18 protein-coding genes are annotated in these 20,614 nt (G+C 59.1%); 10 read left to right on the forward strand and 8 right to left on the reverse strand.

What is annotated here, in order from left to right; translation table 11 throughout:
* Positions 1-7: 7 nt before the first annotated feature.
* The 4 genes from HFP51_RS05370 to tpiA form a co-directional block, all read right to left on the reverse strand.
* Positions 8-709 carry a Crp/Fnr family transcriptional regulator gene (locus tag HFP51_RS05370; protein ID WP_255454902.1) on the reverse strand — a complete coding sequence of 234 codons (702 nt, stop codon included), beginning with the start codon at positions 707-709 and terminating at the stop codon, positions 8-10.
* A 51-nt stretch (positions 710-760) separates the two neighbouring features.
* Positions 761-2,398: a CTP synthase gene (locus HFP51_RS05375; protein WP_176874715.1), complete on the reverse strand. Its 1,638-nt coding sequence runs from the start codon at positions 2,396-2,398 to the stop codon at positions 761-763.
* Between the two features lie 88 nt (positions 2,399-2,486).
* Positions 2,487-2,885, reverse strand: a complete 399-nt coding sequence (gene secG, locus HFP51_RS05380; protein ID WP_176874716.1) for a preprotein translocase subunit SecG — start codon at positions 2,883-2,885, stop codon at positions 2,487-2,489.
* Positions 2,886-3,003: 118 nt separating this feature from the next.
* Positions 3,004-3,753 carry a triose-phosphate isomerase gene (gene tpiA, locus HFP51_RS05385; RefSeq protein ID WP_176874717.1) on the reverse strand — a complete coding sequence of 250 codons (750 nt, stop codon included), beginning with the start codon at positions 3,751-3,753 and terminating at the stop codon, positions 3,004-3,006.
* A 158-nt stretch (positions 3,754-3,911) separates the two neighbouring features.
* Here tpiA and HFP51_RS05390 point away from each other — a divergent pair, with 158 nt between their 5' ends.
* Genes HFP51_RS05390 through cls form a run of 3 tightly spaced genes read left to right on the forward strand, consistent with a single transcriptional unit; the run spans position 3,912 to position 8,848 of the window.
* A complete protein-coding gene (locus HFP51_RS05390) occupies positions 3,912-5,864 on the forward strand; it encodes a peptidyl-prolyl cis-trans isomerase (protein WP_176874718.1) in 1,953 nt (650 codons plus the stop codon).
* A gap of 1 nt (position 5,865) precedes the next feature.
* Positions 5,866-7,395, forward strand: coding sequence for an anthranilate synthase component I (trpE, locus tag HFP51_RS05395; protein ID WP_176874719.1), 1,530 nt, complete (start codon positions 5,866-5,868; stop codon positions 7,393-7,395).
* Between the two features lie 16 nt (positions 7,396-7,411).
* The gene (cls, locus tag HFP51_RS05400) at positions 7,412-8,848 is read left to right on the forward strand and encodes a cardiolipin synthase (RefSeq protein ID WP_176874720.1); all 1,437 of its coding nucleotides are present in this window, start codon (positions 7,412-7,414) and stop codon (positions 8,846-8,848) included.
* A gap of 8 nt (positions 8,849-8,856) precedes the next feature.
* Here cls and HFP51_RS05405 read toward each other — a convergent pair whose 3' ends face one another.
* Positions 8,857-9,162, reverse strand: coding sequence for a polyhydroxyalkanoic acid system family protein (locus HFP51_RS05405; RefSeq protein WP_176874721.1), 306 nt, complete (start codon positions 9,160-9,162; stop codon positions 8,857-8,859).
* Positions 9,163-9,175: 13 nt separating this feature from the next.
* On the reverse strand, positions 9,176-11,248 hold the full coding sequence (locus HFP51_RS05410; protein ID WP_176874722.1) for a M13 family metallopeptidase: 2,073 nt from the start codon (positions 11,246-11,248) through the stop codon (positions 9,176-9,178).
* A 151-nt stretch (positions 11,249-11,399) separates the two neighbouring features.
* On the opposite strand from HFP51_RS05410, the gene HFP51_RS05415 reads away from it, so the two are divergent.
* Complete coding sequence (locus HFP51_RS05415) at positions 11,400-11,999, forward strand: aminodeoxychorismate/anthranilate synthase component II (RefSeq protein ID WP_176876559.1); 600 nt, start codon at positions 11,400-11,402, stop codon at positions 11,997-11,999.
* Here HFP51_RS05415 and HFP51_RS05420 read toward each other — a convergent pair.
* Positions 11,996-12,730: a hypothetical protein gene (locus HFP51_RS05420; protein WP_176874723.1), complete on the reverse strand. Its 735-nt coding sequence runs from the start codon at positions 12,728-12,730 to the stop codon at positions 11,996-11,998. The genes HFP51_RS05415 and HFP51_RS05420 overlap by 4 nt on opposite strands.
* 138 nt (positions 12,731-12,868) lie before the next feature.
* On the opposite strand from HFP51_RS05420, the gene trpD reads away from it, so the two are divergent.
* The 5 genes from trpD (at position 12,869) to lexA (ending at position 17,022) form a co-directional block, all read left to right on the forward strand.
* On the forward strand, positions 12,869-13,855 hold the full coding sequence (trpD, locus tag HFP51_RS05425; RefSeq protein ID WP_176874724.1) for an anthranilate phosphoribosyltransferase: 987 nt from the start codon (positions 12,869-12,871) through the stop codon (positions 13,853-13,855).
* Complete coding sequence (gene trpC, locus HFP51_RS05430) at positions 13,852-14,646, forward strand: indole-3-glycerol phosphate synthase TrpC (RefSeq protein ID WP_176874725.1); 795 nt, start codon at positions 13,852-13,854, stop codon at positions 14,644-14,646. Before trpD ends, trpC begins: the two co-directional genes overlap by 4 nt.
* A complete protein-coding gene (moaC, locus tag HFP51_RS05435) occupies positions 14,639-15,109 on the forward strand; it encodes a cyclic pyranopterin monophosphate synthase MoaC (RefSeq protein ID WP_176874726.1) in 471 nt (156 codons plus the stop codon). The genes trpC and moaC overlap by 8 nt, the downstream gene beginning before the upstream one ends.
* Positions 15,106-16,293: a molybdopterin molybdotransferase MoeA gene (locus HFP51_RS05440; protein ID WP_176874727.1), complete on the forward strand. Its 1,188-nt coding sequence runs from the start codon at positions 15,106-15,108 to the stop codon at positions 16,291-16,293. Before moaC ends, HFP51_RS05440 begins: the two co-directional genes overlap by 4 nt.
* A 72-nt stretch (positions 16,294-16,365) precedes the next feature.
* The gene (gene lexA / locus HFP51_RS05445; RefSeq protein ID WP_176874728.1) at positions 16,366-17,022 is read left to right on the forward strand and encodes a transcriptional repressor LexA; all 657 of its coding nucleotides are present in this window, start codon (positions 16,366-16,368) and stop codon (positions 17,020-17,022) included.
* On the opposite strand, the gene HFP51_RS05450 is transcribed toward lexA, so the two are convergent.
* Complete coding sequence (locus HFP51_RS05450) at positions 17,016-19,079, reverse strand: ComEC/Rec2 family competence protein (RefSeq protein ID WP_255454904.1); 2,064 nt, start codon at positions 19,077-19,079, stop codon at positions 17,016-17,018. The two genes, lexA and HFP51_RS05450, sit on opposite strands and share 7 nt — an antisense overlap.
* A 94-nt stretch (positions 19,080-19,173) precedes the next feature.
* Between HFP51_RS05450 and gltX the strand changes: the two genes are divergently transcribed.
* A complete protein-coding gene (gltX, locus tag HFP51_RS05455) occupies positions 19,174-20,607 on the forward strand; it encodes a glutamate--tRNA ligase (RefSeq protein ID WP_176874730.1) in 1,434 nt (477 codons plus the stop codon).
* Positions 20,608-20,614: the final 7 nt, after the last annotated feature.

Genomic DNA, 20,614 nt, shown 5'->3' on the forward strand with positions numbered 1-20,614 from the left:
AGTTTGATCAGTCGCCCATCGAGGCGATTTCCCAAAGCGCTGCGCAATCTACAATTCTGATTTTGCCCTGTTCGAGCTCGATTAGTCCAGCGTCCGACCAGGCTGAGAGCTGGCGATTGATGTTTTCCCGGCTGATGCCGACAAAATTGCCAAGCTCGCTCTGACTCACATTGATCTTGAGCTTCTGGCTCGCCGCTTCTTCGTCCGTTAGGCGCTGCAAATAGCGAGCAAGGCGCGGTCCAGCAGAAAAGGCACGATCACTTTCTACGGTAAGATTCATCTGCCGGAGTCGTCGCGCCATTTCCTGCAGCATTCGCAGGGCGACCGTCGGGTTGCTGGCGATAAAGTCTTCGCATTCGGTGCGGCTCAGCCGAATGACGCTTCCGTCTTCAACCATGGTGACAGTGGCAGTCCGCTCTCCGCCATCAAGCAATGCAATCTCACCGATCACTGTTCCTGGCGCGAGATAATCAAGGACAATCTCGCGGCCATTGGCGGACACCATGTTCACGCGCGCAGTGCCGGTAACGAGAATGACGGCTGAATCGCCAGGATCGCCTTGGTGAATTAGCACTTCGCGGCGCGGGACGAACTCAACTTTGGACCGCGACAGGAGGTCATCGAGCTGATCAGGTTCGCACGCCGAAAGGAGTGATCCTTCGGGCAATATCCCTAACAAGTCCTGCGCATTCATGCGTTCCAAGGCCATAAACCCCTCCCTCGACGATGCTAATGCGCCAGTATGGCGCATTTCGGGAGATCAGACCAGACGTGACTGATGGACGGCCGCCTCGATGAAACTGGCAAACAAAGGATGCGGATCGAACGGCCGCGATTTGAGCTCTGGATGGAATTGCACGCCAACAAACCAGTCATGATCCGGGCGCTCGACAATCTCCGGCAATTCGCCGTCTGGTGACATGCCGGAAAAGATCAAACCGCCCTTTTCAAGCGCTTCGACATAGCCGGTATTTACCTCATAGCGGTGCCGATGGCGTTCACTGATACACTCCGTGCCATCGTAGATGGATGCGACATGGCTGTTCCCGGCGAGCTTCGCATCATAGGCACCTAGCCGCATCGTCCCGCCAAGATCGCCGCCCTCTTCGCGCTTCTGCAAGCCTTCTTCGGACATCCATTCGGAAATCAGGCCAACAACGGGCTCCGGTGTATCGCCAAATTCGGTCGATGAGGCTCCAGGAATTTCCGCCAGGTTACGCGCGCCTTCGATGCATGCCATCTGCATGCCGAAGCAAATGCCGAAATAAGGAACATTGCGCTCGCGCGCGAAGCGTACGGCCTCGATCTTGCCCTCGGCGCCGCGCTCACCGAACGCACCCGGGACCAATATTCCGTGGAGCGGCTCAAGCAGCGCCGCAATATCGGCATCCTCATCTTCGAACAGCTCGGCATCGATCCATTTCACATGGACCTTCACCCGATTCGCGATTCCACCATGGACCAACGCTTCATTGAGCGATTTATACGCGTCCTGCAGGCCAACATATTTGCCGACCACGCCGATCGTAACCTCGCCTTCCGGGTTCTCGAGACGGTCATTGATATCGACCCAGCGGCTGAGTTCAGGTTCGGATGCGTCTTCAATGCCAAAGGCCCGCAGGACTTCGTCATCCAGCCCGGCGGCATGATAGGTAAGTGGCACGGCATAGATGCTGGGCGCGTCGAGCGCCGGGATAACCGCACTTTTGCGGACGTTACAAAAGGCTGCAATCTTGGCGCGCTCTTCTTCCGGTAGTGGCTGTTCGCACCGGCAGACCAACACTTCGGGCTGGATTCCCAGTGAGGTGAGCTCGCGCACGCTGTGCTGGGTCGGCTTGGTTTTCAGTTCCCCTGCAGCCGCAATATAGGGCACCAATGTCGTGTGGATCGAAACTGACTGACCACGACCCAGCTCATTCCTGAGCTGCCGGATCGCTTCCATGAATGGCAGGCTTTCTATGTCCCCGACCGTGCCGCCAATCTCGCAAATGACAAAATCGAGGTCTCCCAGATCCGATTTGGCAAAATCCTTGATTGCGTCGGTGACGTGCGGAATCACCTGAACGGTCGCCCCGAGATAATCTCCGCGCCGTTCCTTGGTGATGATCGTTTGATAGATTCGGCCCGAGGTTACATTGTCAGATTGCCGCGCTGAGACGCCCGTGAAGCGTTCATAGTGACCGAGATCTAGATCGGTTTCTGCCCCATCATCAGTGACATAGACTTCACCATGCTGATAGGGGGACATCGTCCCTGGATCGACGTTTAGATAGGGGTCGAATTTGCGAATGCGGACGTTGTAGCCGCGTGCCTGAAGCAACGCAGCAAGGCTTGCCGCCATGAGACCTTTACCGAGCGAGGAAACCACGCCGCCGGTGACAAAAATGAACCGCGCCATGGGAGGAAAGGCTTACGCAGGATTACCCCGATAGCGCAAGCCATCGAATCCAATGCCAGCAAATATTGTGTGAATAACGCAGCCGGATTTATTCAGCCGGAGCGTCTTCCTCTTCCGCGCCAGTGCTTTCGGCCTGGCCGGCAATCGTGCTCAGGATATCATTGTCGACGGAGTCTGTCGCAGGAGCATCGCCACCGATCGGAGCGATCGGAGTAACCGGTTCAGCCGGCTGCGTCAGGCTGGTGTCGATCGTCGAATCAGCCTGGCGGGTCGTTGCGAGACCGGCGAGTAGAATGCTGAGACCGACAAATGCGATTGCCACAAAGGCCGTCGCGCGCGTCAGAAAGTCTGCCTGGCCACGCGCTGTCATCAAGCCTGACGAAGATCCGCCGACACCGAGCCCGCCGCCTTCGGAACGCTGCATCAGGATCAGCGTAACGAGCAGTGCGGCAATAACGGCCTGTAGAACCAGCAGGAAAGTAAACATGTCAGATCTCGATTATCTTTGAATTTTCGGGCGGGATGTTCCCGTTCCCATCAATATGGCGCGCGAAATAGGCCTTAATGCGCTCGGGTTCAAGCGCAGCGTCAGCAATTCCGCCAAATCAGGCCAGCGCAGCACCCGCCTCAATGATCGGCACAAACTTGTCAGCGCTAAGGCTGGCCCCACCGACCAATCCGCCATCGACATTGTCGACCGCCAGCAACTCAGCCGCATTATCGCCATTCATTGAGCCACCATAGAGAATCCGCACGCCAGGAGCTTCGTCGCCAATAATGTCCGAAAGCGTCGCCCGGATGGCCGCATGCATCGTCGCAACGTCATCGAGTGTCGGCACCCGTCCGGTGCCGATCGCCCATACCGGTTCATAGGCGACAACAAGCCAATCCGCCGTCGCGTCTGATGGAAGCGATGCAGAGACTTGTCCGGTCACCACCGCTTCTGCTTGCCCGGCATCGCGCTCTTCCTCGGTCTCACCGACACAGACGATCGCTGTCAGGCCATGGCGATGCGCGGCTTCTGCCTTGGCCTTCACGTCACTGTCGGTCTCGCCCTGATCGGCGCGCCGCTCGCTATGGCCGACAATCACATGATGCGCGCCGACTTCCTTAAGCATCGGCGCCGAGAGGCAGCCAGTATGCGCGCCTTTGTCTGCGGCGTGACAATCTTGCGCACCAATCGCCAAACCGGGAACGCGGGCCACTGCCGGGGCGATCAGCGTCGCCGGCGGGCAAATCGCGACGTCCACCTGCGGATGGGTTTTGGCGGCCTTTTCGATCCCGTGCAGCTCGCGCAGGTGATCGAGATGGCCGTTCATTTTCCAGTTGCCGGCGATCAGCTTACGTCGTGCCATGATGTCCGGATCTCCCTCAGATGTTCGTCATTTCAACTTAGCGGTCTGATACCCGGATGATTTGCATCTGCCAATCGCGCGACAATGCTTGAAGCCGCGCGGCCACATCCGTAAAGCACGGGTGATATTGCCCTCAATCACGCAAAGACACTTCGATCATGATCTCATTCTTCCGCCGCCTATTCGCCTCAAAGCTTGGCCTTGCCCTGGCAATGGGTCTGCTCATCCTGATCGGTACGGCCTTTGCGCTCGCGGACATCAGCGCGCCAGGTGGCGGAACCAGCTTGTTCGGCGGCAGCGGAAACGCCGTGGCCTCTGTCGAAGGTGCCGAAGTCACCGACGAGGAACTGCAGCGACTGTTGAACCGCGCGCTCCAAAACGCACGCGAAGATCAGCCAGGCCTGGATATGGCCGCGATGATCGAAGGCGGTGCGCTCGATGAAACCATCGACCAATATATGCGCGGCGAGGCGCTGAGCAGCTTTGCGCGCGATAATGGCCTGCTGATCAGCAAACGATTGATCGATGCATCGATTGCCGAAATTCCCGCCTTTCAGGGTCTCACCGGAAATTTCGACGAGCCGACATTTCGCCAGGTCCTTGCCCAGGAAGGCCTGACTGAAGACGAAGTCCGCACGGATCTGGGACGCCAAACCCTGTTGGGCCTGTTGCTCGGCCCGGTCAGTGCAGCAGCCGAAGTTCCGGCTGAGATTGCGGCGCCTTATGCGCGGCTATTGCTGGAGGAACGAACCGGGCAGGTTGCGGCCATACCGTCGGCTGCCATGCCTGAAGGCGAAGAGCCGACGGCGGAAGAACTGACAGCCTTTTATGACGACAATCTTGATCGCTACACGCTGCCAGAGCGGCGCTCCTTGCGTTACGCAGTCTTCGATCTTGCTCAGCTGGAAGTACCAGCGCCGACCGAGGAACAGGTCCGCGAATATTATGAAGCGAACAGCGATACCTATGGCGGTAGCGCAACCCGCTCATTCCAGCAGATCATCCTGACAGATGAAGCCGATGCGCAGGCCTTTTTCGAGGCCGTGAATGGTGGGGCAGACTTTGGCGAGCAAGCCATTGAACGCGGCTTCTCCCTGCCCTCCATCCAGGTAAGCGGCGCCACAGAAGATAGTTTTGCGCGAGCCGCCTCTGAGGAGATTGCCGCCGCCGCATTCGCCGCAGCAGAAGGCGACCTGCTTGAACCTTCACAATCGGGTTTGGGTTGGCACGTGATCCGCGTGGCCGATATCGTCGACCGAGACGCCACGCCACTCGGAACGGTCCGCCCGGAAATTGTACAAGCCTTGACGGACCAGGCCGGCAATGAAGCGCTGGCGCAACTTTATCTCGACATTGAAAATGCAATTGATGACGGCGCATCCTTCGAGGAAGTGGTCGATGACAAAGGGCTGACCATTGTGTCGACGCCATTGGTCGCACCGAACGGATTATCACCGCAACAGCCAGACTTCCGCCCGTCGGCGGACCTCCTGCCAATGCTCCAACTCATTTTTACGCTGGATGATGATGAGGATGCGGTGATTGCACCTATCGTCGCTGATCAGCGTTTTGCTCTGGTGGATGTCACCGAAATCGCTCGATCAGCGCCTCAGCCGCTCGAAACGATCCTGCCCTTTGTACAGCAGAATTTCCTGTCCGACCGTGCTGCGCGCCAAGCCCAAGCAGTCGCTGCCGAAATTGCGGAGAAGGTGAATGGCGGCATGCCGCTTGCGCAAGCCATGGCCGAGACCGAACTCACCCTGCCGCCGGTGCAACCCGCCCGGGCTTCGCGCCAGGCAATTTCGCAGCCAGGCGCCAATATTCCCGAGCCGGTGCGATTACTGTTCCGGATGGCCGAAGACACGGCAAAACTGGTGCGTCTGCCGCAAGACCAGGGTTGGTTTGTTGTGGTGTTGAATTCGATTGTCAGCGATGCTGATGCCGTAACCGCCGAGCTGATTGAAGCCACGCGCCGAGAGTTCGCGAATGTCACCGCTGACGAATATGCCGAACAGTTCGTCAATGCTGTGATTGCCGACTATCCGATTGAGCGTGACGAAGACGCAATCGAAGCATTGAGCCAGCGGCTGATTACGGGTCGCAGCAACTAATATGAATGAGCGCGCCGATGCCATCGCGGCGCTTGAGTCCGGCCGGCCGACGCTAATCTGGCGCCAGCAGCTGGCCGATCTCGATACGCCAATCGGCGCGGCACTTAAGCTTGTTGAACCAGGTCGCGGTGATTTTATCCTGGAGTCTGTCGAAGGCAGCAATGTCCGGGGTCGATATACCTATGTCGGCCTCGCTCCTGACCTCGTCTTTTGCGCCGAAGGCGCATCCGCTGCCATTAATCGCAGTTGGGAAGATGATCGCGAGGCATTTGCCCCTGCCGATGGCGACAGTGTCGCCGCGCTACGCGCGCTCGTCGAAGAATGCCGGATGGATTTGCCGGAAGGCCTGCCACAATCGCTCGCCTGCCTTGTCGGTTATTTCGGCTACGAAACGATTGGCCTGATCGAAGACTTGCCCCGCCCAGCGGAGAACCCGCTGCAGCTTCCGGACATGCTGTTTGTCCGACCGACACTGATCCTGATATTCGATCGCTTGGAAGATCGACTCCATCTGGTCGCTCCAGTCTGGGGCACCGGGGATCAATCTGGGGATCAATCTGGGGATCACGCTGCAGAAAAAGCTGTCGATAAGGCTGTGGAACGCATTGAAACGGCCGCGGCGCGCCTTGCCGCACCCTATCTGCCGCGCCACCGAAAGGTTACCGAGCTCCCTGAAGTCGCACCGCAATCGATGGTGCCGGCTGACGACTATAAACGCATGGTGGAAGCTGCGAAGGAATACATCGCTGCCGGTGACATATTCCAGGTCGTCCTCGCCCAGCGATTTACCCAGCCATTCCCCTTGCCGCCGGTCGATCTGTATCGCGCGCTCAGACGCATCAATCCCTCGCCCTTTCTCTACTATCTCGATCTCCCAGGATTTGCTTTGATCGGCTCAAGTCCCGAAATCCTGGTGCGCGAGCGCGATGGCGAAGTTACTATCCGGCCGATTGCAGGGACACGTCCGCGTGGACAAACCGCGAGCGAGGATGCCGCCAACCGGGAAAGCCTGCTCGCTGATCCCAAGGAACGCGCCGAGCATCTGATGCTGCTTGATCTGGGGCGCAACGATGTGGGTCGGGTTGCCGAAGCAGGAACCGTTACCGTCACGGACAGCTATGGCGTCGAATTCTACAGCCATGTCATGCACATCGTTTCAAACGTCACAGGCAAACTCGCGGCAGAGCATGATGCGATTGATGCACTGTTTGCGGGCTTCCCGGCCGGCACCGTATCCGGCGCGCCCAAGGTGCGCGCCTGTGAAATCATCGCCGAGCTCGAACCGGAAACTCGCGGCGCCTATGCAGGCGGTGTCGGCTATTTTTCACCGGACGGAAGCATGGACAGCTGCATCGTTTTGCGTACGGCAGTTGTCAAAGACGGCACCATGCATATTCAGGCAGGTGCCGGAATCGTAGCAGACAGCGACCCGGCCTATGAGCAGCGCGAGTGCGAGGCCAAGGCTGGCGCCCTGTTCGCGGCTGCCAAGGAAGCCGTCGAACGGGCTGATGAGCCCGGTTTTGGGCAATAATTTGGGGGCAATCTAGATGAGTGTGTTGATCGCCTTTGTCTGGGCCAATGCGCTGACCATCATCTCATGGGTTATTCGCATCGGCGCCCTTATCCTGGTGCCATTTCGCCGGTCTCCGGCAGCCGCCCGCGGTTGGCTCTTGCTGTTCTTTATTGCCCCGCTACCGGCCTTGCTGCTGTTCCTCATTCTCGGCTCGTCTCAGCACCCCAAGCGCCGCCGCAAGCTGTTTGAAAAACTGCCAGACATTTTGCGGCGTTCGGTTGCCGATGCAGGAATTGCGACCGGCGAGGCACGGGCCCAGCTGCCCAGCAATGTCGAGCCGATCAGCGCGTTGGCGAGCGGCCTTGCCGGACTGCCTCCGGTCGCAGGAAATGAAATCGAATTGCTCGAAGACTATGGCAATGCAATTGACGCACTGGTCACCGAAATCGATCGGGCCGAACATCATGTCCATCTCCAATATTATATCTTTGCCGACGATGCGACGGGCCGCAAAATAGCCGAAGCCGTCGAACGAGCCTGTAAGCGCGGCGTCACCTGTCGTGTATTGATCGATGCCCTGGGATCGCTCAAATGGAGCAAGGCCGTTCTCGCCCGTCTCCATGCAGCAGGGATCGAAGCGCACCGTATCTTGCCCCTGGGCATGCGCAGAAATGCATCGCGACTGGACCTCAGAAATCACCGCAAGATTGCCGTTATCGATGGACACGTCGGGTTTACCGGATCGCAGAATATTGTGAACGCCCAGCCAAGCCCAGGCAGCCCGTCCAATGTTGAACTGGTGATACGGGTGACCGGGCCCGTGGTCAGCGAGCTCCAGGCGGTGTTTCTGGGTGATTGGTACCTTGAAAGCGGCGCAGTGCTGGAGGGAGACAAAATCTTCTCACCAGCAAGCGCTGAAGGTTCCATCTCCGCGCAATTTGTACCCAGCGGACCGGATTATCCGATAGGCGGGATCGACCTGTTGTTCGTCGCGGCGATGAACCTGGCGCGCGAAGAAATCGTGATTGTCACGCCCTATTTTATTCCCAACGGCGCATTGATCTCGGCAATGACAAGTGCGGCTTTACGTGGTGTGAAGGTTCGCATCATGGTCTCGCGCTATCTGGATGGATATCTCGTCGGCTTTGCGCAGCGATCCTATTATGCTGAGCTGTTGCGGTCGGGTGTCGAAATCCATCTCTATGAATCCGGCTTTGTGCACGCCAAGCATATGCGGATCGACCGGAACCTATCGGTCATCGGGTCCTGCAACATGGACGAGCGGTCGTTCCGGCTCAACGCAGAAGCCAGTATGCTGTGTTACGGACCGGAAATTGCTGATCGCGTTGCGTCGGTGGAGCAGCGCTATTTTGATAGCGCCACACAACTTGAAAAGGGCGAATGGGCGCAACGATCGCTAATCACCAAGGCATTGGAAAACAGCGCGCGACTGCTCAGCGATTTGCTCTAATCAGCGGCTTAGGATTCCAACAGCCTCGGGCCATATTCCTCAAGCTTGGCTCGGATCGCGCCAGCAAAGGGTTGTAGCAAGGTTGGCAAATCGAACGTCGCGACAACCACATCGTCCATCACATCCAGACGGCAGCCCAGCCGCTGGCCGAGCGCCTCGATCGTGAAAAAGGCGACATCTTCTTCCCAGCGCTTTTCGCTGACCACACCGCCGGGAATGGCTTCGGCAAAGCCGTCCATTCCCTCAGCGATGCGGCGATGGGCTTCTACCCGCCCGAGTTGATGGGCGATATTTGCGGTTATCGTCTCGCTCATCGCCCTTCCCTCGTTACCAGATCTTCACGCGATCTTCGGGTGCGATGTACATCGCATTGTCCGGACCGACATTGAACGCCTCGTACCAGGCGTCGATATTCGGAACCACGCCATTGGTGCGATATTCCATCGGGCTGTGCGGATCGGTGATGATACGCTCGCGCAGAGCATTCTCACGGATCAGCCCGCGCCACACTTGTGCCCAGCTGAGGAAGAAGCGCTGATCGCCGGTCAGGCCGTCGATAACTGGCGGTTCGCCATGTTCTGCGACATAGCGGCGATAAGCCGAGTAAGCCATTTCAAGCCCGCCCAGATCGCCGATATTCTCACCCATGGTCAGATCGCCGTTAACGTTCAGTCCGGGGATCGGTTCGAACCCGCTATATTGCGTTCCGAGCCGGCCGGAGCGTTCTTCAAATGCCGTTGCCGTCGCCTCGGTCCACCAGTCGCGAATGCGACCCGTGCCATCAAACTGGCGACCTTGATCGTCAAAGCCATGGCCAATCTCATGGCCGATCACGCCGCCAATCGCGCCATAATTGACCGCCGGATCCGCATTGGGATCGAAGAAGGGCGGCTGCAGGATCGCGGCCGGGAAGGTGATCTGGTTCAACAGCGGATTGTAATAGGCATTCACCGTCTGCGGGTTCATTGCCCATAGCGAACGATCAACCGGATTGGGCAGCCGTTCCAGATCAAGGTCAAAGGCAAATTGCTGCGCGCGGATTGCATTGCCCAGCAGATCATCGCGCCGGACTTCCAGCGCGGAATAGTCGATCCAGTTTTCCGGATGACCGATCCGCGGTTCGAACGCTTCAAGCTTGGACAACGCCTCGGTGCGGGTCGCCTCATCCATCCAGTCGCTATTCTCGATCCGCTCCTGCAGGGCAGCGCGCAGGTTCACGATCAACTCGGACATCTGGCGCTGTGCTTCGGCTGGATAGTGGCGATCGACATAGATCTGACCGATTGCTTCGCCGACATTGCCATTCACAAAGGACACACCGCGTTTCCAGCGTTCGCGCTGCTCCGGCGTATCGCGCAATGTGCGGCCGAAAAATTCGAACTGTGCCTGATCGAAGGCGCGCGGCAGGAATTGCGCATTATCGTTGATGAAGTGGAAGGTCAGATATTCCTTCCATGTATCAAGCGGAACGCTTTCGAGCATTTCACCAGCCGCCGTAATAGCCGTCGTTTCCGCTGCCACGACGGTATCGACGCTGGCAAAACCCATCCCGTCCAGCCAGTTCGCCCAGTCAAATTGCGGAGCGAGTTCGGCAAGCTGTTCCCGGCTCATCGGGTTGTAAATCTGCTGGATATCGCGCTGGCGAGCCGGCTCCCACTGGCTCTCGGCCATCTGGGTTTCGAGCGCCATGATCCGATCGGCCCGCGCTTCGCCATCGGCAATTCCGGCAAGCTCGTGGAGCTGGATAATGTAAGCGCGATAGGCCGCGCGGAACGCGACATATTCTTCGTCTTCATTCAGATAATAATCGCGATTCGGCATGCCCAGCCCGCCTTGGCCGGCAAAGGCGATATAGCGCGAAGGATCGGCCGGATCCGGAATCGTGCCAACGCCGACCGGGCTTGAATAGCCGACCGAACCAAATAGTTCGAGCAGTCCGGCGCGATCTTCAACTGCATCGATCCGCGCCAGGTAAGGCGCGAGCGGCGCGGTGCCGCGTGCTTCTACAGCATCGACATCCATCCAGGACCCGTAGAAATCTCCAACCATCTGCCCGACTGGGCCAGCGGCGGCCGGATCGGCGGCAAGGTCGGTCAAAATGGCGAGAACCTGCTGTTCTGCGCTTTCCCGCAGGATATCGAACGATCCGTAACGTGAGCGATCGCCGGGCATCTCGGTATTGTCCATCCAGGTTCCGCCGGCATAGCGATAGAAATCGTCACCCGGATTGATGCTCAGGTTGCGCGCCTCGAGGTCGACACCCCAGCTTCCAATTTCAGCGCTGCCAGATGCGGGCGTTGCCGCTTCGGCCGTTTCGGCATGGTGATCGGCAAGGGCGGGTGTCGCGGTGGCAACGGCAAGTGCCGATGCGGCGGCAAGGACGAGAGAACGGGTGAGCATAAATTACTCCTGAAAGTCTGAATGGTCAGCAAAATGAAATTTTCTTCTGGTGCATTACCTAACTAGTACAGCGGAGTTCTGCAAGCGAACGCCATCCATCTGCGAATGACAGGTCTTGGCGGCACCGGACGAAGCGGATAGGCAGGCCCGCATGATCCTGGTTATCGACAATTATGACAGCTTTACCTGGAACCTTGTCCATTATCTGCGCGAATTGGGCGCAGAAACCGATGTTGTACGCAATGATGCGATATCCGCCGGGCAAGCGATTTCCTCCGGGGCATCGGCGTTTTTGATCTCGCCGGGTCCCTGCACTCCGAATGAGGCTGGCATCAGCCTGGATCTGGTCGCCGCCTGTGCTGAGGCTCAAAAACCCGTGCTGGGCGTGTGCCTAGGGCACCAATCGATCGGCCAGCATTTCGGTGGCCGGGTCATTCAAGGCGGATTGATGCACGGGAAAACTTCGGCCGTGGAGCATGATGGTTCTGGCGTGTTCACCGATCTCCCCTCCCCGTTCACAGCGACCCGCTATCATTCATTGATTGTTCCGGAAGATGGCCTGCCGGAGTGCTTGAAGATCAATGCGCGCGGGCCGGACGGCACCGTGATGGGCTTCCGCCACGAAAGCCTGCCGATCCATGGCGTCCAGTTTCACCCCGAAAGCATTGCGACAGAGCATGGCCATGCGCTGCTCGCCAATTTCATGCGGCTCGCGGGTTTGACACCCGCAAAGATCAGCGACGCCGCTTAATCCTCCAAACAATCCGGCAGCGGCGCGCCGATCTGGCCCGATGGCCGCGCGACATCGAAATTCGGATGGAAACAGGTGGCAAGGGTCGCTCGCCCACCGGCTTGAAACACGGCATCCGCTGCCGCTTGCACCCGATCGAAACGCGTATTGGCTGACGGCAAAAGGAACAAGGTGCCAGCTCCGCTAGTGGTGTCGCCCGGCACGGCGATTATCTCACTGCCCAAGTCTTCAAGCGGAACATCACGACCCGATACTCGGATTTCGCCACTCTCGCCTAGCGCGGTAACGACGCGCTGGGGGTTGCCCTCAACATCGGGTATCTCGAACAAGAAATTCACTTCGATATTCGAATCAATTGTGCGCAAAGTTCCGCCGGCAATACCGGTCGAGCGCGCAACGCCCACAGCGATCGACGTGCAATGAAAGGCAGCATCGGCCGCCGCTTCGAACCGAAGAATTGGAATATCATCTTCGACCATATTGTAGACGCCGCCATTTTGATCGATGGCATCACTCATCACGACGACAGCGCGAACGCCAATACCGTCAGAAGAGAGTGGCTGCCCATTCCAGGCAAAGGTGCAGTTGCCGGGCGTCCCCGACACGGTAATGGTCGCGGCCACGCCGCCAGTATCAACCGGTAACACCTCTTCGGTTTGCGGCTCGATTTCACCGCCACATCCAGAGGTCACCAATAGCGCCGCCAGACCCAGAAATGTGATTACCCTCATCACTTGTCTCCATGATTGCCATGCCAGCGACCTGATGCATGGTCATAGCATATCTGCCCGCCGCTGTGTGCGGGACCTTTCACTCGAGCAGATTTTCTATCTGGCCTTTCCGGTCGCCCCATGCTTTGAGGCCGCCCCATGACCATTTTGCCCGATCCCACCAAGCCGCTCTCCGAAGACGATGCTTACCAGGCCTTTGCAGACATGCTGGATGGCAAGCCAAGCGAAGAGGAAATCGAGCATTTCCTCACCACGATGACCGAGCGCGATGAAACCGCGATTGAGATTGCGGCGGCTGCGACCGCGATGCGCGAGCGCCTGATTGCGATCAACGCACCGCCAGGCGCAATCGATGTGTGCGGTACCGGCGGTGATGGCCAGCATACGTTGAACGTTTCTACTGCCGTATCGATCTTGGTCGCGTCGCTCGGCGTGCCGGTAGCAAAGCACGGCAATCGCGCTGCATCAAGCAAGGCGGGTGCATCCGACACGCTGGAGGCCCTCGGCATCGATCTCGATCATGCCGGTAAGGTCGCAGAGCGCAGTCTTGCCGATCTAGGCATCTGCTTTCTCCATGCGGCGAACCATCATCCGGCGATGGGCCGAATTACTCCGATCCGCAAACGCATTGGCAAGCGCACGATTTTCAACCTTATGGGTCCGATCTCCAATCCGGCTGGCGTGAAACGACAGCTAATCGGTATTGCCCGCCCTAACTATGTCACGGTTTACTGGGCAGCGTTGCGCCAACTGGGCGCTGAATGCGCGATGGTAGTGTCCGGCGAAGAAGGTTTGGACGAGCTTTCCATCTCGGGCCCGAGCCGGATCCGCAGCTTTGGCGGGGTCGATGTTGGAGACAGCGTCACGCCCGACATTGCGGGACTCGCCGAATATCCAATCGAAGCCATTCGCGGCGGCGATCCCGAGTTTAACGCGGCGGCCCTGCGTCGATTGCTGGATGGTGAAGATGGCGGTTATCGGAGCGCTGTACTCCTGAACACAGCAGGCGCATTGCTCGTGGCCGGACAGGTAGGTGGCTGGGAACATGGTGTCGCAAAAGCGGCGACGGCCATCGACGATGGTGCCGCCAAAGATTTGCTCGACCGCTGGATCGACTATCGATGAGCGACAAGCTAGCCGAAATCTGCGCCGTGAAGCGGGATGAGGTTGCGCGCCGTAAATCCGCAGTTTCGCTCGCGGATATGGAACGGCAAGCGGCTGGGCAGGATAGCCCCCGTGGTTTCTTGCTAGCACTCAAGGCCAAGGCTGATACTGGCTATGCGTTGATCGCGGAAGTGAAGAAGGCGAGCCCGTCCAAAGGGCTCATCCGCGAAGATTTCGATCCGCCGTCCCATGCTGCTGCCTATGAAGCCGGTGGTGCGGCCTGTCTCTCCGTGCTGACAGACGAAGCCTATTTCCAGGGATCGGATGCCTATCTGATTGCTGCACGATCGGCTTGCACCCTCCCTGCCCTGCGCAAGGATTTCATGGTCGATCCCTGGCAAGTTACCGAAGCACGCGCGCTTGGTGCCGATGCGATCCTGATCATTGTGGCCGCTCTTGATGATGCGGCCATGGCTGAGATCGAAGATGCCGCTCTGGATCTTGGCATGGATGTGCTGGTGGAAGTGCATAACGAATCCGAACTTGATCGCGCTCTGGCCCTGCAATCGACGTTGATCGGCATCAACAATCGCGACCTCAAACAGTTCACCACCGATCTCTCGACGAGCGAACGGCTGGCCGCCCGCGTTCCGGATACGCATTTCCTCGTGTCCGAAAGCGGCATTGCGACGAAGGAGGATTGCGATCGGCTGGCCGAGAGCGGCATTCGCGCTTTCCTGGTTGGTGAATCATTGATGCGACAGGCGGATGTCGAAAGTGCCACTCGCATGCTATTGACCGGCCATGGCTGATCTGACGCATATTGATGAAAGCGGCGCGGCTCGCATGGTGGACGTGTCCGACAAGTCCGGCACGGCGCGCGAAGCGACGGCGACCGGGCGTATCACCATGTCGAGCGAGGCGGTGTCTGCCATTCGCGACGGCAATGTAAAGAAAGGCGATGTTCTCGGTACGGCACGCGTGGCCGGGATCATGGCCGCCAAAAAGACGAGCGAATTGATCCCGCTCTGCCATCCTTTGGCACTGTCTGGCGTCACGCTTGATCTGGCGCTCGACGAGGCCAGCGTCACAGCCACCGCCACGGTCAAAACAACCGACCGAACCGGCGTCGAGATGGAAGCACTTACCGCCGTGTCGGTCGCGCTCCTCACAGTATATGACATGGCCAAGGCATTGGATCGGGGCATGGTGATCGGCGAAACGCGGCTGCTCGCCAAGTCCGGAGGCCGATCGGGCGACTGGACGGCCGAATGAGCGGCCTGCTTCCCGTTGAGGACGCACAAAAGCGCCTGCTTGCGCTGGCCGCACCTGTAGAGACCGAAACTGTGCCGATTGCCGCTGCTGCGGGCCGCTGGCTAGCGGAAAGTATTGTCGCTCGGCGGACGCAGCCGGCGGTCAATCTGTCAGCCATGGACGGCTATGCGATCCGCTTTGATGAACGCCCGGGTCCATGGACAGTCGTCGGTGAGAGCGCGGCAGGCCGGCCGTTCGACCAGACATTGGAGCCGGGAGAAGCTGCCCGCATCTTTACTGGCGCGGCCATGCCCGCGGGGGCTGACACTGTGCTCGTGCAAGAAGAAGCCGACCGCGATGGCGACACTCTCCGCATGACCGGCGAAGGTCCGTCTGGACAGGGCGGCAATGTGCGGTGTGCGGGTCGCGATTTCGCCGATGGCGACATATTGCTCCAACAGGGTGTCAGGCTGACATCTCCGGCGCTCGCATTGGCGATTGCCGGCGGGCATGGGGAACTCGCCGTTCGCCGCCCTATTAGCGTGGCGTTGATTTCGACTGGCGATGAGCTGGTTCCCGCTGGCGTATCCACCAGTGCCGCCCAGCTGCCCGCATCGAACGGACCGATGCTCGTCGCGCAGCTCGGCGGTCTGCCTGTAACAATCAATGATCTCGGTATCGTCGCTGATACGCGTGAGGCACTATCGGACGCGCTGGACGCGGCATCCGGTTCGGACATCATCGTGACCATCGGCGGGGCATCGGTTGGCGATCATGATCTGGTCCGGCCCGTTCTTGAAGCAGCAGACGCATCGATCGATTTCTGGCGCATCGCGATGAAGCCCGGGAAGCCGCTCATGGCCGGCACGCTAAATGGTTCGGTTGTACTTGGCCTGCCCGGCAACCCCGCCTCGGCATTTGTCACGGCCAAGCTCTTCCTTGAGCCAATGATTGCGCATCTGTCTGGTGCGTCCAGTCCGCTTCCCCAGCTTCAGTCGGCAACGCTGGGTGCAGCCATGCCGGCGGTGGGAAAGCGAACGGAATTCGTCCGCGGTCGCTGGGATGGTGGGCGGGTACGCCCGCTCGATCAGCAAAGTAGCGCAGCGTTGAATGCGCTCGCCCAGGCCGAACTGTTGATCCGCCGCCCTGCGGACGGTGAAGCTGCCGAGCCAGGTCATCCAGTGGACATCCTTCCGCTCGCTTGACAGCGAATCTTTTGTTTCCTACACGTTCCCCGTTCGTTCCATAATGGAACAAAAATGGAGGAGACGAAGGCAATGCTGACAAAGAAACAGCATGAGCTGCTGATGTTTATCCACGACCGTTTGGCCGAAACCGGCATTTCTCCCTCATTCGAGGAAATGAAGGATGCGCTTGATCTCAAATCAAAATCGGGTGTCCATCGGCTAATTTCGGCGCTTGAGGAACGAGAGTTTATTCGTCGTCTTCCCAATCGCGCGCGCGCCCTTGAAATTGTCCGCATGCCGGATCAATCGGGTGCTGCTGTCACGCCAATTTCCGCCGCTCCGAAGCTCATGCCGGTCGCGGCGAATGACGTGCTCGATCTGCCCCTCCATGGACGGATCGCTGCCGGTCAGCCGATCGAAGCCATTGAAGGCCAGGAAAGCTTGAGTGTACCGGCCGCCTTTCTCGGTAGCGGGGAGCATTATGCCCTCGAAGTTGCCGGAGACTCGATGGTCGACGAAGGCATTCTAGACGGCGATTATGCGCTGATCCGCAAGGTGAGCACGGCGCGCGAGGGCGAGATTGTTGTCGCCCTGATCGACCAGAGCGAAGCCACGTTGAAAACCTTCCGTCACGAAGGTTCGATGGTGCGGCTCGATCCTGCCAACCGCAACTACGAACCGCAGCGTTATGCGCCGGAACAGGTTGCGATTCAGGGAACTCTCGCGGGCTTGCTGCGCCGCTACTGAGATCTCCGCCACGGCCGATCGTCGCCGGGCGTAAGGACGGTTTCAATATGTGCCGGCGAAAGCCGGATCGCGAGGCCTCCTGCCTCCTGCAGAAAGCCCCTGTCGGCGAGCAGCCAGCGCGGCGTGCACCCGTCCGGCATACGCCGATCGCTCACCACGATATCCGCAGCTGAACATTCCGCCATGAGTTCGGGATAGGGCAGATAATAGCTGCTGCGCGTGGCAAAGATCCTCCACTGGCGTCCGCCTGACCATATCGTGGTACGGCAGCTATCGGGATTGCACCAGGCGGTCGGTAGATCGTCGAGCGCTCCAGCCTCGCTCTCCAGACCCGATGTTTCGTTGAAGATGTCGCGCACATAATCGCCAGCGCGCGGCCTCAATAGTGCAAGACGCCCATCCGCTTGCCGTATCGCCATATGCTGACCATCGCCGGTGACGAGAATGTCCGGTGCTGGCGAAACTAACGCCCAAGCGCCGCCGAACATAACTATAGGCAACCCCCAGTACCGCCACGCACTCTTCCAGAGCAGGAACCAGAGCCCGCCAATGATCATCGCCACATAGGCAGTGATGGGCATCGACGGGAGCAGAGCCACTGCGCCGGGCGTCTCGGATACTGAATGGGCCAGGGTCATGAGCAGGCTGAGCGCTTGTCCCACGATCCACCAAACCGGCGCGCCAAGGCCAAACATATCGAGGAACAGCGCGAGAGCCTCCAATGGTATGATCACGAAGCTCGTCAATGGAATGGCGATGATATTGGCGAGCGCGCCATACAGGCCAGCCTTGTTGAAATGATACAAGGCGATCGGCATCAGAGCGATCTCAACGACAATGCCGGTCAGCAACAGGCCGAGCGTGAAACGCCCCACTTTGGCGAAAAACCGTTCATCACGCCGCGACAGGAGCCGTTTTACACGCGGATGCTCGTGCAAAGCGACAATCGCAGTCACGGCCGCAAAACTCAGCTGGAAACTTGGCCCAACTAACGTCTCCGGCCAAAGCAACAGCACAATCAGCGCGCCCGTCGCCACCAGGCGCAAGGTAATCGCATCCCGCCCCATCGCCACCCCGATGAGTATCAGCATGGCTGCGATGCAGGCGCGAACGGTCGGCACCTGAGACCCGGTGAACAGAGTGTAGGCAAGGCCTGCCAAGGCTCCTGCCCCCGCCGCGATGACGATAAGAGGTAGATTCAGCGCCAGTCTTGGGCTGAGAGCCAATGTCTTGAGCACCAACAACATCGCCACACCGATCACCGCCGTCACATGCAGTCCGCTGATCGCCAGAAGATGCGCGAGGCCACTGCGCCGCATCGCATCCGCATCCTCTTCGGCAATCCGTCCGCGATCGCCGGTGGCCAGTGTCGCGGCGATTGCACCTTCTCGCCCCCCAACGCGGTCCGCAACATGCGCAGCGAGCCGCGTGCGTTGCGCTTCCAACCAACCGCGCCAGCTGCCGCCCTCGGCTTCCCGGACGATCCGCACGTCGCCCCATGCGCGGCCCGTCGCGCCGATCCCATCAAACCAGGCGCGCTGGGAAAAATCATAGGCTCCGGGAACTGCCGCGCGCGGAGGCGGCATCAAGCGCGCCTCAAGCGCAACCCATGCGCCCGCCGCCAGCCCGTCCGGTGCTGCATCTTCATCAATATTCACGCGAAACTGCACCGGTAGGGATGTGTCGCTCGGAGATCTAAGTCGCAGGCGTATGCTCTGGCGCGCGGGCAGATGCTCGACGGAAACAACCTGGGCGGTGAAGTCGCTCGCCACTGGCCGGCCAAGCGTTTCGGTGTCGGTCCGTTCAGCGCGTATCCAGATGAGGATACAGCCCAGCGCCATCATCATCGCCGCAATCCCGGCGATCCGCACAATCCGCAATCCCTGTCCCAACGCAAAGCAAGCGCAGGCAACAGCCAATGCGAGCATGATGAATGCAATCCAGGCCGAACGGTCAGCCAGCGCGAACCAGCTGGCAATTCCACACCCTAAAGCCACTGGCAGCCAAAGCGGTATCTGGTCGCGCTCAAGCTGCAATCGATCTTCTATTCCGGACACCAGACGCACCAGCGCCGATTGTCGCCCGGCAGGGGCTATGCTAGTCCGCGCTCCCAATATTCCCCGCATAATAGCAGTCTTGGAGATCGCGCCCATGAGCGCAATAGAAAAAGCCGTTAATAATGAAGGTGTTGTGACCCGTTTCGCCCCTTCACCAACCGGATATTTGCATATTGGCGGTGCGCGAACCGCCCTTTTCAACTGGCTTTTTGCCCGCCACCATGGCGGTCAGTTCAAGCTGCGCATTGAAGATACGGACCAGGCACGCTCTACCGATGATGCGATCGAGAAGATTCTCGATGGTATGCGTTGGCTCGGCCTCGATTGGGACGGCGACGAGATCTATCAATTCTCCCGCGCGGACCGGCATGTCGAAGTTGCCAACGCGCTGCTCGAAAGCGGCAATGCCTATCGCTGCTATGCGACGCCGGAAGAACTGGCGGAGATGCGCGAGCAACAGCGCGCGGCGAAACAACCGATCCGATATGATAATCGTTGGCGGGATCGCGATCCATCGGAAGCCCCTGACGGCGCGCCGTTCGTTATTCGCCTCAAGACGCCGATCGAAGGCGAAACGATAATCGAAGACGCGGTGCAAGGCCGGGTGAAAGTCCGCAACCAGGAGATCGACGATTTCGTCATGCTACGCGGCGACGGAACGCCAACTTATATGCTCGCGGTTGCCGTTGATGATCATGACATGGGCGTCACCCATGTGATCCGTGGTGACGATCATCTCAACAATGCATTCCGTCAACGCGCGCTGATCGATGCGATGGGCTGGCCCCAAAAGATCTACGCCCATGTGCCGCTGATCCACGGTCCCGATGGCGCCAAGCTATCCAAGCGCCACGGCGCTCTGGGTGTTGAAGCCTATCGCGATGAGATGGGAATGCTGCCAGAAGCCGTTTTCAACTATCTCCTGCGCCTCGGGTGGGGCCATGGCGATGACGAGATAATCAGTCAGGAACAGGCTATCGAATGGTTTGATCTTGATGGGGTCGGCAAGTCTGCAGCGCGGTTTGACGTAAAGAAGCTAACGAACCTCAACGGCCACTATATTCGAGAGTCCGACAATGCCCGGCTTGCTGATCTGGCAACACCGGCAATTGCCGCCGATTTGGGCCGTGATATTACCGATGAAGAGCTTGAATTGCTGCAACGCAGCATGGAAAGCATCAAGCCTCGGGCCAAGTCTGTCGCCGATTTGGGTGCCAGTGCGACATTTTTATTTCGCACTCGCCCCCTAAATCTGGACGAGAAGGCTCAAATGCTGCTACAGGATGAGGCGCCGGCGTTGCTCGCCGATCTATTGCCACATCTTGAAGGGGTGGCGGAATGGTCGGAAGACAGGCTGGATACCGCCGTCAGGGACTTTGCCGACGCCCGCGAACTCAAGCTGGGCAAGGTTGCGCAACCCCTGCGCGCGGCGCTGACCGGAAGTGCGACATCGCCGGGAATTTTCGATGTGCTTTTGCTCCTCGGTCGTGAGGAGTCATTGGCGCGGATCGCCGATCAGGCGGCATAGCAGGAGC

Origin of the sequence: Parasphingopyxis sp. CP4 (assembly GCF_013378055.1) — a bacterium.
Lineage (GTDB): Bacteria > Pseudomonadota > Alphaproteobacteria > Sphingomonadales > Sphingomonadaceae > Parasphingopyxis.

Excerpts from the sequence above, each read along its gene's own strand:
- HFP51_RS05370 (WP_255454902.1), bottom strand. The coding sequence starts at position 709 with ATGGCCTTGGAACGCATGAATGCGCAGGACTTGTTAGGGATATTGCCC.
- HFP51_RS05375 (WP_176874715.1), bottom strand. The coding sequence starts at position 2,398 with ATGGCGCGGTTCATTTTTGTCACCGGCGGCGTGGTTTCCTCGCTCGGT.
- secG (WP_176874716.1), bottom strand. The coding sequence starts at position 2,885 with ATGTTTACTTTCCTGCTGGTTCTACAGGCCGTTATTGCCGCACTGCTC.
- tpiA (WP_176874717.1), bottom strand. The coding sequence starts at position 3,753 with ATGGCACGACGTAAGCTGATCGCCGGCAACTGGAAAATGAACGGCCAT.
- HFP51_RS05390 (WP_176874718.1), top strand. The coding sequence starts at position 3,912 with ATGATCTCATTCTTCCGCCGCCTATTCGCCTCAAAGCTTGGCCTTGCC.
- trpE (WP_176874719.1), top strand. The coding sequence starts at position 5,866 with ATGAATGAGCGCGCCGATGCCATCGCGGCGCTTGAGTCCGGCCGGCCG.
- cls (WP_176874720.1), top strand. The coding sequence starts at position 7,412 with ATGAGTGTGTTGATCGCCTTTGTCTGGGCCAATGCGCTGACCATCATC.
- HFP51_RS05405 (WP_176874721.1), bottom strand. The coding sequence starts at position 9,162 with ATGAGCGAGACGATAACCGCAAATATCGCCCATCAACTCGGGCGGGTA.
- HFP51_RS05410 (WP_176874722.1), bottom strand. The coding sequence starts at position 11,248 with ATGCTCACCCGTTCTCTCGTCCTTGCCGCCGCATCGGCACTTGCCGTT.
- HFP51_RS05415 (WP_176876559.1), top strand. The coding sequence starts at position 11,400 with ATGATCCTGGTTATCGACAATTATGACAGCTTTACCTGGAACCTTGTC.
- HFP51_RS05420 (WP_176874723.1), bottom strand. The coding sequence starts at position 12,730 with ATGAGGGTAATCACATTTCTGGGTCTGGCGGCGCTATTGGTGACCTCT.
- trpD (WP_176874724.1), top strand. The coding sequence starts at position 12,869 with ATGACCATTTTGCCCGATCCCACCAAGCCGCTCTCCGAAGACGATGCT.
- trpC (WP_176874725.1), top strand. The coding sequence starts at position 13,852 with ATGAGCGACAAGCTAGCCGAAATCTGCGCCGTGAAGCGGGATGAGGTT.
- moaC (WP_176874726.1), top strand. The coding sequence starts at position 14,639 with ATGGCTGATCTGACGCATATTGATGAAAGCGGCGCGGCTCGCATGGTG.
- HFP51_RS05440 (WP_176874727.1), top strand. The coding sequence starts at position 15,106 with ATGAGCGGCCTGCTTCCCGTTGAGGACGCACAAAAGCGCCTGCTTGCG.
- lexA (WP_176874728.1), top strand. The coding sequence starts at position 16,366 with ATGCTGACAAAGAAACAGCATGAGCTGCTGATGTTTATCCACGACCGT.
- gltX (WP_176874730.1), top strand. The coding sequence starts at position 19,174 with ATGAGCGCAATAGAAAAAGCCGTTAATAATGAAGGTGTTGTGACCCGT.